The organism is Pseudomonas serbiensis (genome assembly GCF_030580745.1).
GTDB lineage: Bacteria > Pseudomonadota > Gammaproteobacteria > Pseudomonadales > Pseudomonadaceae > Aquipseudomonas > Aquipseudomonas serbiensis.
Genome location: NZ_JAUQOO010000007.1, coordinates 145,983 through 160,425 on the forward strand (window position 1 = coordinate 145,983; position 14,443 = coordinate 160,425).

Annotated in this window: 9 protein-coding genes; 5 read left to right on the plus strand and 4 right to left on the minus strand. The window is 57.3% G+C overall.

The features are described from left to right. Positions 1-58: 58 nt before the first annotated feature. Positions 59-1,861 carry an acyl-CoA dehydrogenase gene (locus tag Q6A51_RS11450; RefSeq protein ID WP_304574837.1) on the plus strand — a complete coding sequence of 601 codons (1,803 nt, stop codon included), beginning with the start codon at positions 59-61 and terminating at the stop codon, positions 1,859-1,861. Here the strand turns inward: Q6A51_RS11450 and Q6A51_RS11455 are convergent. After that, positions 1,858-4,437 (minus strand): dermonecrotic toxin domain-containing protein, encoded by a 2,580-nt coding sequence (locus Q6A51_RS11455; protein WP_304574838.1) that lies wholly within the window; start codon positions 4,435-4,437, stop codon positions 1,858-1,860. The genes Q6A51_RS11450 and Q6A51_RS11455 overlap by 4 nt on opposite strands. Positions 4,438-4,635: 198 nt before the next feature. Between Q6A51_RS11455 and Q6A51_RS11460 the strand changes: the two genes are divergently transcribed. From Q6A51_RS11460 to selO, 3 genes are read left to right on the plus strand one after another with little or no spacing between them, the layout of a single operon-like run. Further along, positions 4,636-6,378, plus strand: coding sequence for a potassium/proton antiporter (locus Q6A51_RS11460; RefSeq protein WP_201001529.1), 1,743 nt, complete (start codon positions 4,636-4,638; stop codon positions 6,376-6,378). Between the two features lie 38 nt (positions 6,379-6,416). Beyond that, a complete protein-coding gene (gene mscK, locus Q6A51_RS11465; protein ID WP_304574839.1) occupies positions 6,417-9,803 on the plus strand; it encodes a mechanosensitive channel MscK in 3,387 nt (1,128 codons plus the stop codon). 48 nt (positions 9,804-9,851) lie between these two features. Next, positions 9,852-11,315 carry a protein adenylyltransferase SelO gene (gene selO, locus Q6A51_RS11470; protein WP_201018287.1) on the plus strand — a complete coding sequence of 488 codons (1,464 nt, stop codon included), beginning with the start codon at positions 9,852-9,854 and terminating at the stop codon, positions 11,313-11,315. Here selO and Q6A51_RS11475 read toward each other — a convergent pair. Beyond that, positions 11,254-12,123 carry a hypothetical protein gene (locus Q6A51_RS11475; RefSeq protein WP_304574840.1) on the minus strand — a complete coding sequence of 290 codons (870 nt, stop codon included), beginning with the start codon at positions 12,121-12,123 and terminating at the stop codon, positions 11,254-11,256. The genes selO and Q6A51_RS11475 overlap by 62 nt on opposite strands. A gap of 75 nt (positions 12,124-12,198) precedes the next feature. Then, a complete protein-coding gene (locus Q6A51_RS11480) occupies positions 12,199-12,645 on the minus strand; it encodes a hypothetical protein (protein ID WP_201018289.1) in 447 nt (148 codons plus the stop codon). 252 nt (positions 12,646-12,897) lie between these two features. On the opposite strand from Q6A51_RS11480, the gene Q6A51_RS11485 reads away from it, so the two are divergent. Then, a complete protein-coding gene (locus Q6A51_RS11485) occupies positions 12,898-13,299 on the plus strand; it encodes a PAAR domain-containing protein (protein WP_201018290.1) in 402 nt (133 codons plus the stop codon). A gap of 42 nt (positions 13,300-13,341) precedes the next feature. Here the strand turns inward: Q6A51_RS11485 and Q6A51_RS11490 are convergent, their stop codons facing one another. Further along, entirely contained in the window at positions 13,342-14,121 is a 780-nt protein-coding gene (locus Q6A51_RS11490; protein ID WP_201001521.1) for a ParA family protein, read from the minus strand. Positions 14,122-14,443 lie beyond the last annotated feature (322 nt).

The following is a 14,443-nucleotide window of genomic DNA, read 5'->3' on the forward strand; positions in this document are numbered from 1 at the left end:
GGGCAGCACCCCATCCCCGGCCTAGACTCTGCCCACTACAAGACAAAGGGTGAAGGTCATGTCCGAGACGCTGCTCAGTTCCCGCAATCTGGCTTTCGAGCTGTATGAGGTGCTGGATGCCGAAGCGCTGACCCGGCGCGAGCGCTTTGCCGAACATTCCCGTGAAACGTTCGATGCCGCCATCGGTACGGCTCGTACCATTGCCGAGAAGTACTTTGCCCCGCACAACCGCAAGGCCGATGAAAACGAACCTCGCTACGAGAATGGCGAGGCGGTGCTGATCCCCGAGGTCAAACCTGCGGTAGATGCGTTTCTGGAAGCCGGTTTTCTCAATGCAGCGCGGGACTTTGAAGAAGGCGGCATGCAGTTGCCGACGCTGTTATCCCAGGCCTGTTTCGCCCACTTTCAGGCCGCTAATGCGGGCACCACGGCTTACCCGTTCCTGAGCATGGGCGTGGCAAACCTGATCGAAAGCTTTGGCAGTGACGAGCAAAAGCAGCGTTTCCTGAAACCGATTATCGAAGGCCGTTTCTTCGGCACCATGGCGCTGACCGAACCCCATGCAGGTTCGTCGCTGTCAGATATCCGCACCCGGGCCGAGCCCGCTGCGGATGGCAGCTATCGCTTGCGCGGCAACAAGATCTTCATTTCTGGTGGCGATCACTCGCTGTCGGAAAACATCGTGCATATGGTGCTGGCCAAACTGCCGGACGCGCCTGCCGGTGTGAAAGGTATTTCGCTATTCATAGTGCCCAAGTTTCTGGTCAATGAAGACGGCACCAACGGCCCCCGTAATGACGTGATTCTGGCCGGTCTGTTTCACAAGATGGGCTGGCGCGGCACCACCTCGACGGCCTTGAACTTCGGCGATAACGGGCAATGTGTGGGCTATCTGGTAGGCAAGCCCCATCAGGGCCTGAGCTACATGTTCCAGATGATGAACGAAGCGCGGATTGGCGTGGGCATGGGCGCCATCATGCTCGGTTATGCGGGTTATCTGTATTCGCTGGACTACGCCCGGGAACGCCCGCAAGGGCGACTGCCGGATAACCGAAACCCGGAAAGCGCGCCCGTCCCGATCATTCAGCACGCCGATGTCAGGCGCATGCTGTTGACTCAAAAAGCCTACGTGGAGGGTGCATTCGACCTCGGCCTGTATAGCGCTCGTCTGTTCGACGATACCCAAACCGGCGAAACCGAAGAACTGCGGCGCCAGGCCCACGAACTGCTCGACCTGCTGACGCCCATCGTCAAATCCTGGCCTTCGGAGTTTTGCCTGAAAGCCAACGAACTGGCGATCCAGATTCTGGGCGGCCACGGTTATACCCGCGAGTATCCAGTTGAGCAGTATTACCGCGATAACCGCCTGAACCCGATCCACGAGGGCACCCACGGCATCCAGTCGCTGGACTTGCTGGGGCGCAAACTGGCGCAAAATAATGGTGCAGGGCTCAAGCAGTTGATACGGCTGATTGCCGACACCACCAAACGGGCCAGCGCCCACGAAAGCCTCGATGCCTTGCGCCAGCCGCTGGAGCAACTGGTGACGCGCCTGCAAACGGTAACTGTCGGCCTGCTGACCGATCTGGCACAAGGCAGGATCAGTACGACACTCGCCAATTCGGCACTCTATCTGAAAGTGTTCGGCCACACCGTCATCGGTTGGCGCTGGCTGGAACAGGCCATTCGCGCCACGGAAGGACTGACTCGGAATACCCCGTCAGATGACGACTTCTATCAGGGCAAGTTGCAGGCAGCCCGGTACTTCCTGACGTGGGAAGTACCAGGCTGTCATCATGAGCTGGTGCTACTGGAAAACCGGGATGATGCCTGCCTTGGCATGCAGGCAGATTGGTTTTAGAACCTCAGCCCCAACGGGTTGACCGGGAAAAACCGGTCAACCAGCCGCCGCCCCTGCTCACCCAGCTTTGCCGCAAAGCGTTCGCGGGTGAAGGGTTCGCCGGTGCGCAACTCATAGAGTCTGTGCCAGCTCTTGGGCTCGGAGATTTCAATCAGACGTACCTTGATGAAACGGTAATCGAGGCCGGAGACCTGATGGATGTCATCGATCAGGAAGTAGCGACCCGGCAGGAAAATCGATTCGACCTCCTCAGGATCAGTGGAAAACGGCGCGACAGGGGTTGCACCCAGGTAGTTTCTGGCTGGCAACTCAAAGACAACCGAAGTGTCGTCAAAACTGATGGCAATGCCTTTCCTGGCAAAACTCGCTGAATACTCGCCAGCCTGACTGCTACAGAAAGCCCTCGCCACATAAGGGTTTTCACTGAATGACAGGATGTCGGTGCTGACCAGCACATCGCCACTCTTGATCTGCCCACTACGGAAAAAACGTCCCGAGGTGCCACGCAAGTCACTGCCGCCACGATAAAGGGTGACGCTGTTGTCGAAACCAACGGTGCGCAGATCGTCGGCCAGTTCATCAATCAGGTCGACCTGGGCCGGGCCGGTGGATGTTCCGGTGCGCAGATACTGATTGAAGGAAGAGTCCTTGGCCGAATACAGCGGGATACGTCCACCCACATACTGGCCGTCCGACTTTTTGTAGATGTGATGCATATCCCCCCACTCGTCGATATACACCGGATTACCATTCAGATCCTGAGCGATCAGGTCGCCAGGGCTCAACTGCGGTACATTCATGAGCGCTTTTTGCCGGGCAAGGGCGACCTGCGACAGGCGTTCTTCTTCCCCGAGATTGAACTGCATGTAGACATCCCAGAAAGACGAACGAACAGCCACCAGCGACCCACTCGCCACTTCATTACTCACTTCGCCCACCGGCAGAACTTGCGCCGACGTGGCTGAAGGCTCGTTCCACTCCCATTCACTACGGGCATTGAGCCGTACTGCGCGGCTCGCGTCACTGGCCCAAGGGTTGGACGGATCGGTCAGGGTCCAGGCGTTGAGATCATCGTTGAACACGACCCGATACGGCATGTCGTCAAGGCTGATCCAGGTTTCGCCATTGGACAGCATCTGGATGCCACGCATGCGGGTATTGACCCTGACCGGAAGGGGCGCTGGCGGATTCAACTCGACCATGGGAATGGACTGCGGGGTCTCAGATCCGACAGCCGCACTCGTGCTGCGGTTACGCGCCCCCGTCCTGAGCATTCCCACCAGCATGGCGAGGTTGAACACCAGGGATATCGAACCGTAGATCACACTGATGATCCCGGCCTTGCGTTGACGGGGCTCGCGGGCATGGATGGTCTGATCGACCTTGAGTACAAGGCTGGCGGCACTCACGCCCACCATGAGCAAAGCCATCGGCCAGCCCAATGGCGCCAGAGCGCCTAACGTACTGCTGAACGCATTCAGGTAGCCGAGCCACATCTGCTTGCGCAAGTCGGTATTGGAAGTCAGCAAGGTACGCGCATCCTCGCGCATCTGCTCCTTCGCCAGCCCACGCAGGTAGATGAACGCATCACCCGAGATAGCGAAGTCCCTGCTGTTGATCAGGGTTTGTCCCGCAACCCAGGGCGTGTCCAGAATCTCCCGAGCATGCTCATCGAAGAACTCGCCATGCAACTGCCGGCTCGTAGCCGAGCGAATGAACAATTTCTTGAAGGTGGCTGTGGGCGAGGTATCGAGCAAGCGCTCCTGCACCCATTCATACAGCACCTTATCCGAGGGAAACACATGAAAGGCATCGGTATCGCCGGGTAGATAGAGAAACTGCTGCCCGGAGCCATCAACGATGCGGATGCTCTCGGTGCATACATAGCCGCCGATATCGAAGGTGCGCAGGGTCAGCCCGGCCTTCGGGATAACGCCAGTGCGCAACGCATCGTAGGTCATGACAGGTTGCAGCCTGCCAATGATCGTTTCAGTGACGAGCTTGAACTGCTCGATGTTCAGGCGGCCCTTGAGCATTTGCAAACCGGCAGATGCCAGAAACGCAGAGCGGGCCAGGGTGCAGAAATTATCGCGATGCAGCGTCCAGAAGCGCTCCATCCTGGCGGTGAAAATCCCACTGAAATCCAGCGCCCAGAAATCGTCGAGAACCTGCTGGGGACGCAACGCAACCTCGTTACGCTCATCGAACCACGGCTGTTGCGGCCCGCCACGGTAGAAGCCGCCATAGGATGCCAGCTCATCGCTGGCGTTCTGGTCTTCGACGCTGAAACGACGAATCATCAATTCGACGAGATTCATCGACTCCACAGGCGGTCCGGGATGCTGCCAGCCGGTAATGGTTTTCGAGCTACTCACTGCCGTGGAAAAACGGTGCCAATAGATACTCTCCGGATCCATCCATTTGCCGGTATGCCTGAACAACAGCTTGCGGGCTTCGGCATAGGCAAGACCGTGAATATCCGGGTAATCGTCGATGAATGCGCGAGCGATGGTCTTGAGTCGGTGCTCATCGTTACCAATCGCGATCCGGGTCACTTCAGTTGTAGGTGTCGACATGGCTTTCTTTTCCGATAGGAGACAAGCCATGCACGTGAGCAGATAGAGAAATTGTAAGGCGGTAATTATTTATAGGATTAGTCTGTAACCTTTTTTGACAGCCAGCCAATTCAACAGGTTAGAATCCCTTGGCATGCGGACTGCATGGTCAGTTTGTATCCTGCCTGTTCACAACCGTTTCTATCTGGAGTACCGCCCTTGGATGCCACGACCATCAACAGCCTGTTCCTGATCGGCGCGTTGCTGGTGGGCGCAAGTATTCTGGTCAGTTCTCTGTCTTCACGTCTCGGCATTCCGATTCTGGTCATTATTCTTGCCGTGGGCATGGTGGCGGGGGTCGATGGCGGCGGGATCATCTTCGACAACTACGCCACGGCTTATCTGGTGGGCAACCTGGCCCTGGCAGTGATCCTGCTGGATGGCGGCCTGCGTACCAGGGTCGCCAGCTTCCGGGTTGCGTTGTGGCCTGCATTGTCGCTGGCAACGGTCGGGGTGCTGATCACTACGGCACTGACCGGCATGGTCGCGGCATGGCTGTTTGACCTGAACATGATTCAAGGCCTGCTGATAGGCGCCATTGTCGGCTCCACCGATGCCGCAGCGGTGTTCTCGCTGCTGGGCGGCAAGGGCCTGAACGAGCGGGTAACCGCCAGCCTGGAAATCGAATCCGGCAGCAACGACCCCATGGCGGTGTTTCTGACCGTCACCCTGATCGGCATGCTCGCCAGCGGCCAGACCGGCCTGCACTGGGGGTTGCTGGGTCACCTTATTCAAGAGTTCGGTATCGGCAGCTTCATCGGCCTGGGTGGCGGCTGGCTGATGCTGCAACTGGTCAACCGCATCAATCTGGCAGCCGGTCTGTATCCGATTCTGGTCATTGCGGGCGGCCTGGCGATCTTTGCTCTGACCAACGCCATTCACGGCAGCGGCTTCCTGGCTGTCTATCTGTGCGGTCTGGTGCTGGGCAACCGGCCAATCCGCAGCCGCCACGGCATTTTGCACATGCTCGACGGCATGGCCTGGCTCGCGCAGATCGGCATGTTTCTGGTACTGGGCCTGTTGGTCACGCCCCATGACCTGCTGCCTATCGCCATCCCGGCCCTGGGCCTGGCGTTGTGGATGATTCTGGTAGCTCGCCCGCTTTCGGTCATGGTCGGCCTGTTGCCGTTCAAGGCGTTCCATGGTCGCGAAAAGGCGTTCATTGCCTGGGTCGGCCTTCGCGGCGCGGTACCGATCATTCTGGCAGTGTTCCCGTTGATGGCAGGCCTGCCCAATGCGCAGTTGTACTTCAACCTCGCGTTCTTCATCGTTCTGGTTTCACTGTTGCTGCAAGGCACCAGCCTGCCGTGGATGGCAAAACTGCTGAAGGTTACGGTTCCGCCTGATCCGGCACCGATTACCCGCTCGGCGCTGGAAGTGCATGTCACCAGTGAGTGGGAACTGTTCGTCTATCGCCTGGGCGCGGAGAAATGGTGCATCGGCGCCGCCCTGCGCGAGCTGAAGATGCCCGAGAATACCCGTATCGCGGCGCTGTTCAGGGATCAGCAACTGCTTCACCCTTCCGGCAGTACCACACTGGAGGTCGGTGACCTGTTGTGCGTGATCGGCCACGAACATGATCTTCCGGCGCTGGGCAAGCTGTTCAGCCAGGCCCCGCAACGTGGTCTGGACCTGCGCTTCTTCGGCGACTTCGTCCTTGAAGGCGATGCGCAACTGGGTGCCGTCGCGGCGCTGTATGGCCTCAAGCTCGACGGTCTGGATACGAATATGCCGCTCAGCCAGTTCATCATTCAGAAGAATCGCGGCGAGCCCGTTGTGGGCGACCAGATCGAATGGAATGGAACTATTTGGACTGTTGCGGTGATGGAAGGGAACAAGATCCTCAAAGTCGGCGTCAGATTCCCCGAAGGAAGCCGCCCGGGTCCCGGATTGTTCCTTTAAACTGCCAATCCACTCGTTTTATCAAGCGACCGGTGTCTATGTTTTCCCTGCGTGCCTTTTTTGCTGTCACCCTGCTTGGGCTCTGCCTTTCCACTTTCCCGGCGCTGGCGGCTGATCCGCCAACCAGCGCAGCCGTGCAACAAAGCCTGGACAAGATCGCCGACCGTAAGCTGCCGGAAGCCGACCAGAAAGCCCTGCAACAGGTGCTTGAGCAAACCCTCGCGTTCCTGGCGAGCCAGCAGGACAGCCAGGAGAAACTGGCAGCTCTCAAACAGCAGTTGAATCAGGCCCCCAAACAGACCACCGACAACCAGCGGGAACTGATCCGCCTGAAAGAAAGCAAGGTTATCCCGATTGCCCAACGCTATGGCAGCCTTGATGTGCCGCAACTCGAGCAGATGCTCAGCCAGCGCAGCACCCAGCAAAGCGATCTGCAAAAAGCCCTGAACGATGCCAACAGCCTGACCATCACTGCCCAGACGCGGCCGGAAAGGGCGCAGGCTGAAATCAGCGCCAACCAGACACGCATCCAGCAGATCAACGCCACTCTCAAGCTGGGCAAGGACAACGGCAAAACCCTCAGCGCCGACCAGCGCAACATGCTCAATGCCGAGCTGGCCTCGATCAATGCCCTGAACCTGCTGCGCCGCCAGGAACTGGCAGGCAACAGTCAGCTTCAGGACCTGGGCAACAGTCAGCATGACCTGCTGACCGAGAAAGTGACCCGTCAGGAGCAGGAAATTCAGGACCTGCAAACCCTGATCAACGACAAGCGCCGCGCCCAGTCCCAAAAGACCGTGGCCGAGCTGTCTCTGGAAGCCCAAAAGGCGGGCAGCAGCAGCCTGCTGGCCACCGAAAGCGCCGCCAACCTCAGGCTCTCCGACTACTTGCTGCGCGGCACCGACCGCCTCAATGAGTTGACCCAGCAAAACCTCAAGACCAAGCAGCAACTGGACAACCTGACCCAGACCGATCAGGCCCTGAACGAGCAGATCAACGTTCTGAGCGGCAGCCTGCTGCTGTCCAAGATTCTCTACAAGCAGAAGCAGGCCCTGCCCCATCTGCAACTGGACAAAGGCCTGGCCGACGAAATCGCCAACATTCGCCTGTACCAGTTCGAGATCAACCAGCAGCGCGAACAGATGAGCAGCCCTTCGGCCTACGTCGAAAAGCTGCTGGCGACCCAGCCGCCTGAAGACATTACCCCGCAACTGCGCAGAACCCTGCTCGATCTGGCCATTACCCGTAGCGACCTGCTGGAGCGTCTGAACCGTGAACTGAGCGCACTGCTCAACGAATCCATCACCCTGCAACTGAACCAGAAACAACTGACCAGTACCGCCATCAGCCTGCGCGCCACGCTGGACGAGCAGATGTTCTGGATACCCAGCAACAAGCCGCTGGACCTGGAGTGGTTCCAGAACATCTGGCCACGCCTGAAAAAGCAGCTCGCCACGCTTCCCTGGACATCCAGCCTCAGCGAACTGTCCGACGGGCTGACCCAACGCCCGCTGCTGTTCCTGCCGCTATTGCTGCTGATCGGGGTCCTGACATGGCGACGCAAGGCGCTTTATCAAAAGCTCGGCCGGTTGCATTCCGATATCGGTCACTTCAAGCGTGACAGCCAGTGGAAAACGCCTCTGGCTCTGCTGATCAATGTGCTGCTGGCCTTGCCCGTGGCGCTGGGTCTGGCGTTGTGCGGCTATGCACTGCAGATCGATGCCCGCGGGCAGAACGCCAATCTGGGCGAAGCATTGCTGCAGATTGCCCTGACCTGGCTGGTGTTCTACACGGCCTATCGCGTGCTGGCACCGGCCGGTGTTGCACAACTGCATTTCCGCTGGGAAACGGCTCAGGTCGAATTCCTGCGCGGCTGGGTGCGTCGCCTCGGGCTGGTGGTTCTGGCTCTGGTGGCGGTGGTCGCCGTTGCCGAGCATCAACCGGCAGCACTGGCCGACGATGTGCTGGGCATTGGCGTGGTGCTGACCTGTTATGCCTTGATGGCCTTGCTGCTCAGCCGCCTGCTGCTGTCCAGCCCGACCCATCACAACGCATCGCTGTTTCGCAAAGCCGTCGGTCTTGCGTTCACGGCCCTGCCCATCGCGCTGTTTCTGGCGGTCTGCTTCGGTTACTACTACACCGCACTGAAACTCAGCGACCGTCTGATCGATACCTTGTATCTGATCATGCTCTGGCTGGTGGCAGAGGCCACCTTCGTGCGCGGCCTGAGCGTTGCCGCACGTCGTCTGGCTTACCAGCGCGCACTGGCCAAGCGTCAGGCCGCGCGGGAAAGCGGTGACGGCGAAGTCGCGATAGAAGAGCCGAAGCTGGACATCGAGCAAGTCAACCAGCAGTCGCTGCGCCTGATCCGTCTGGCCTTGCTGGGCGGCTTCATTGGTGGGCTCTATCTGGTCTGGGCCGACCTGATCACGGTGTTCGCGTATCTGGACAACATCACCCTGTACGAATACACCAGCGGCACGGGTGCCAACATCAGCATGGTGCCTATCAGCCTGGGCGACATGATCGGCGCACTGGTGATCATCGGTATCACCTTCGTGCTGGCTGGCAACCTGCCAGGCCTGCTGGAAGTCCTGGTGCTGTCACGCTTGAATCTGGCGCAAGGCAGTGCCTATGCCACCACCACGCTGCTGTCCTATGCCATTGCCGGCATCGGCTTCGTCTCTACCCTCTCGACCCTGGGCGTGAGCTGGGACAAGCTGCAATGGCTGGTCGCCGCTCTATCGGTCGGCCTGGGTTTCGGCATGCAGGAAATTTTCGCGAACTTCATTTCCGGCATCATGATCCTGTTCGAGCGCCCGGTACGGATCGGTGACACCATCACCATCGGCAACCTGTCCGGCACGGTCAGCAAGATCCGCATCCGCGCCACGACCATCACCGACTTCGACCGCAAGGACATCATCGTCCCGAACAAGACCTTCATCACCGGTCAGCTCATCAACTGGTCGCTGACCGACACCATTACCCGCGTCACCCTGAAACTGGGCGTGGATTACGGCTCGGACCTGGATCTGGTCCGCACCCTGCTGCTCCAGGCCGCCCGTGACAACCCTCGCGTGCTGAAGGAACCGGAACCGATCGTCTACTTCCTGAACTTCGGCGAAAGCACCCTGGACCACGAACTGCGCATGCATGTACGCGACCTGGGCGACCGTAACCCGGTACTGGACGAGATCAACCGCTTCATCAACCGTGAGTTCAAGAAGCAGAAAATCAACATCTCGTTCCGCCAGATGGAGGTCTATCTCAAGAACCTCCACGGCCAGGAATACAAGATGGTGCCGATCGAAAACACCGACAAAACCATCCTGCCTGTCGAGCCTGAGACGCCGCCGGTCACGACCAAAGTTAAGCCAGCACCCAAGGATGCACCCGAGCCGCCTGAACTCAGGCTCGACTGACACGGCTAATCCCAGCAGAATGCTCGGACATTCTGCTGGAGATGGCCCGTGAAAGCCCTCGACGAACTCATCTTCGACAACCGCTTTGCCCGACTGGGCGATGTGTTTTCAACAGCGGTCCTGCCAGAGCCCATTGAAGAACCGCGCCTGGTAGTTGCCAGCGAGTCGGCTCTGGCTCTTCTGGATCTCGACCCGGCCCAGGCCGAACTCCCACTGTTCGCCGAAATTTTCAGCGGTCACAAGCTCTGGAGCGATGCCGATCCACGAGCAATGGTCTATTCAGGTCATCAGTTCGGCTCCTACAACCCAAGGCTGGGAGACGGACGCGGCCTGTTGCTGGGCGAGGTCTATAACGACGCAGGCGAACACTGGGACCTGCATCTCAAAGGCGCCGGACGCACACCTTATTCACGCATGGGCGACGGGCGCGCCGTATTGCGCTCCTCGATTCGTGAATTTCTGGCCTCAGAAGCCCTGCATGCCCTGGGCATCCCGACCAGCCGGGCAGCCTGCGTGATCGGCTCCAGCACACCGGTGTGGCGTGAAACCCAGGAGCGGGCGGCAATGGTCCTGCGCATGGCTCCAAGCCATATCCGTTTCGGCAGCCTCGAATACTTCTACTACACCAAGCAGCCGGAACGCCTTAAAGAACTGGGCGAACATGTACTGGCCCTGCACTATCCACAGTGCCTGGAGCAACCCGAGCCTTATCTGGCGATGTTCAGGGAAATCGTCGAGCGCAACGCCGAACTGATCGCAAAATGGCAGGCTTATGGCTTCTGCCATGGCGTGATGAACACCGACAACATGTCGATCATGGGTATCACTTTCGACTTCGGCCCGTTCGCCTTTCTTGATGATTTCGATGAGCATTTCATCTGCAACCATTCCGACCACGAAGGCCGCTACTCCTTCAGCAATCAGGTGCCTATCGCGCAGTGGAACCTCAGCGCGCTGGCTCAAGCCCTGACCCCCTTCATCAGCATCGAAGCCCTGCGAGAAACCATAGGCCTGTTCCTGCCGCTCTATCAGGCCCACTACCTGGATCTCATGCGCCGCCGCCTGGGCCTGACCAGCGCCGAAGACGAGGATGACAAACTGATCAGCCGTCTCCTGCAATTGATGCAGAACAGCGGCGTCGATTACACCTTGTTCTTCCGCCGGCTGGGCGACGAACCCGCGGCAGATGCACTGCGTAAACTGCGCGACGACTTTGTCGACATCAAGGGTTTCGACAGCTGGGCCGAAGGCTATCAAGCTCGCCAGGCCAGAGAAGACAGCGGCACCGAGCAGGATCGCCAGACGCGCATGCATGCCGTCAATCCGCTCTACATCCTGCGCAACTACCTGGCGCAGAACGCAATCGAAGCGGCAGAAAAAGGCGACTACACAGAAGTCCGCCGCCTGCATGAAGTGCTCTGCACCCCCTTCACCGAACAGCCCGGCATGACTAACTACGCGCAGCGCCCGCCGGAGTGGGGGAAACACCTGGAGATAAGCTGCTCGTCTTGATCCCGGGCCCTGAAGCAGCCGGAGTGTCGGCTTCCTTGGCGTCCGAAGTCTTTTCCTTCTCCTTGTCGTCCTTACCGGGTATCGCGCCCGCCAGGATTTCAAATAGCGTTAGTAGTCGCTCGTCTTTTTTTGGGCCAGCGGCTGCTTCAAGCATCCAGCCTTCAACTTTGGCTTCGTAATCGGCGGGAGATTGGGCTTGCTTGATCGGCGGCAGGGACCGGTAATAGATCAAATGCTCTGCATAAAAAAGATGGGGGTCTTGAATAAAATCACCTTGCTGGCTTCGACCGTAAATATCCATCCCCCACTCCAGTTCAATATGGCAAGCGCCCCGATAGGCCGCATGTCGTTCATGCAAGGTGAAGGTGTCGCTCTCGTCGTAAGCAATCACCGTCAATTGCTCATATGACAAACCAGCAAAAGGATTTCTGGCACAGGGATCACGCTGCATATCGCGAATCACATACTCCACCGCCTGCCGATCTCGTTCTCTCAGAAAGGGATCATTTATGGTGGCGTCTGGCAAAACACTCATTGCATCACTGCGATCATAAGGCACAGAACCAAAGTGAGCCTGGAATCTGAGTGCTAGATCTCCCAACGCCTGGCGGCTAAGCGATTGATCCCGAACCTCGGCCCGGGCGGCACTTTCGCTTAGCTGGCGAGACAGTATCGATATATTGGTTGTATCGGGTGAAGGTGCTGAAACTTCGGCAGGCTCATCGATATCTGGAGTAGCAACTGCTTTTATCGCTGATACCGGCGTGACGGGTAAAGGTGCTGCGTGACTTTCTATATTGTTTATCATATACAGCCCTCTCTTTGAGGAAGGAAACTCGTACCGAAAACAGTTCCCTGTTCCCGGTACGAAAACCGGAAGCTCTTATCTCATGACAAATTCAACCGTCCATTCATGCGTAGAGTTGTTGACAGAAACTATTCTGGCATCACAACGCGCTCCACCAGTTGCCACAGCCTCCTTGATCCACTTCGGCGCTCTCACCCCACGGGTATGAGCCATGATGTAAGTCGATTTGAACTTACATTCTTTAACACCCGCCCTGTAGCGAACAAACGCATGACTGGCATCAGGAGAAAGGCGCCCCTTAACAACATATGTATCTGTACCACCTGCAGAAACACTAGCACTGGGAGATTTCACAGCAAAACTCCTTGTCAGCCCCTCATTACTATCAATCGGACTATATAACGCAGCCGACGAACCATTATTCTTGAAAACAACTGTCACCGACGGTCCTGCCTGCGCCATACCTGCAGCAATAAATGTGGCAACAGCAACAACACTTTTAATACCTTTTAAAGTCTTCATTCCTTGATACCTTTTTTGTTAGTTCCTGCAAAAAAGGTTAAAGACATGAAGCGATTCACTCAACTGCCCGATCGGATAACCCGAAAGGATAGTTTTTCAAACAAACACAATCCGTAGGAGCGAATTTATTCGCGAACCAAACGGAATTTACTTATTTATTTGTAGGACCATTCCTTAATATTAATTACCGCCCCTAAAACATGCTTTTTTCGCCTAACCTCCAGACTTTCCAAAAGACAGAGGAAGCAGGCCATGCCATTTGTAGTCAGGGAAGGCGATCCAACCACCACGGGTGGTTTCGTGCTGTCAGCGTCCGCAACAGAATTGATAGATGAGCGCAGGGTCGCGCGCATGGGCGATCCAGTGTGGTGTCCGGCGTGCAAGAGCGTGGGCTACATCGCCCAGGGGAATCCGACCTATATCAATGGCTGTGTTGCCGTCGCCACGCACGGGCATGAAGTGAAATGCGGATGCCCGCCTGGCGACAATCGACTGACAGCCTCTCAGGAACACTCCAGGGCAGACATGGAGGCGACCATCAGCATTCCGCCAGAAATGGCCGAAAAGGCGTTGATGAATGCCGAGCGGATCATCGACTCGATCAAGGCAGGCACTTTTGCTTCCCCACTTTTCAAATCCGATGCGCAGGGCTAAGGCCTTTGGCAATGGGGTCTGGCGCCCCACTCCGGTACATCTTCAAGCCTGGGCTCTGGTTTCCAGCCAGTGGTGCAGGTCAACGAATTGCTGCGTCAACTTGTGGCGAGGGTCGAAATGGATCAAAGGCGTGCTGGCATGATGCGACTCGCGCATTTTCACCGAGGCACTGAGGTGAATCGGCAGGACCGGCAGTCCCTCGGCAATCAGTTCGTCAATCATTTGCTGGGGCAGGCTGGCACGAGGCTGGAACTGATTGACGATAATCCCTTCCACTTCAAGACCGTCGTTATGATCTTCCTTGAGTTCCTCAACCTCATGAAGCAACCCGTAAAGGGCCTGACGCGAAAAACTGTCGCAGTCGAAGGGAATGAGTACACGATCAGCCGCAATCAGCGCCGAAACGGCATAGAAATTCAGGGCTGGCGGGGTATCCAGATAAATGCGCTCGTAATCTTCGCTCAGCTCATCCAGCAGCTTTCGCAGCTTGTTGATCTTGTGCTTGGCCTCAAGCTTGGGCTGAAGGTCAGCCAGCTCGGCGGTCGCGGTTACCACATGCAGGTTGTCGTAAGGCGTTTCATAGATATCGACATGATTCTTCCTGCCGAACGGTGCGGAAGACAGCGTCTGCTTGAAGAACTCGGCAATCCCCATCGGAATATCGTTGCCCGTCAGGCCGGTGAGGTATTGGGTCGAATTAGCCTGGGCATCCAGGTCGATCAACAGTGTTCGATAACCTTCATTAGCGCTGACAGCCGCCAGATTGCAGGCGATGCTGGACTTGCCCACACCCCCTTTCTGATTGAACACCACGCGACGCATGCAATAACTCCTCGTTCAGTGAAGAAACAACCTGCAATGCCGATAAAGGCCTCGCAGGAAGTCCGAGTCTAGGCAATACATATGACAAGGGCGAGTTTTCCACAAGACAAGAGTCCATAGATGCCTCGCACACCGGCAATATGACCGCGATAAAGCATAAAAAAGCGCTAATAGACGTAAAAAAAGCGCCTACAAACAAATAATGTGTAACAAATTTGCTACTCATACGGACCATCAGGATAATGCGCGCAGTCAGTCAAAATGACGCACCAAGGCTGATATCGCTCGCCTGAAGCAGCAACAAGAAGTAGCCCGCAGGGGC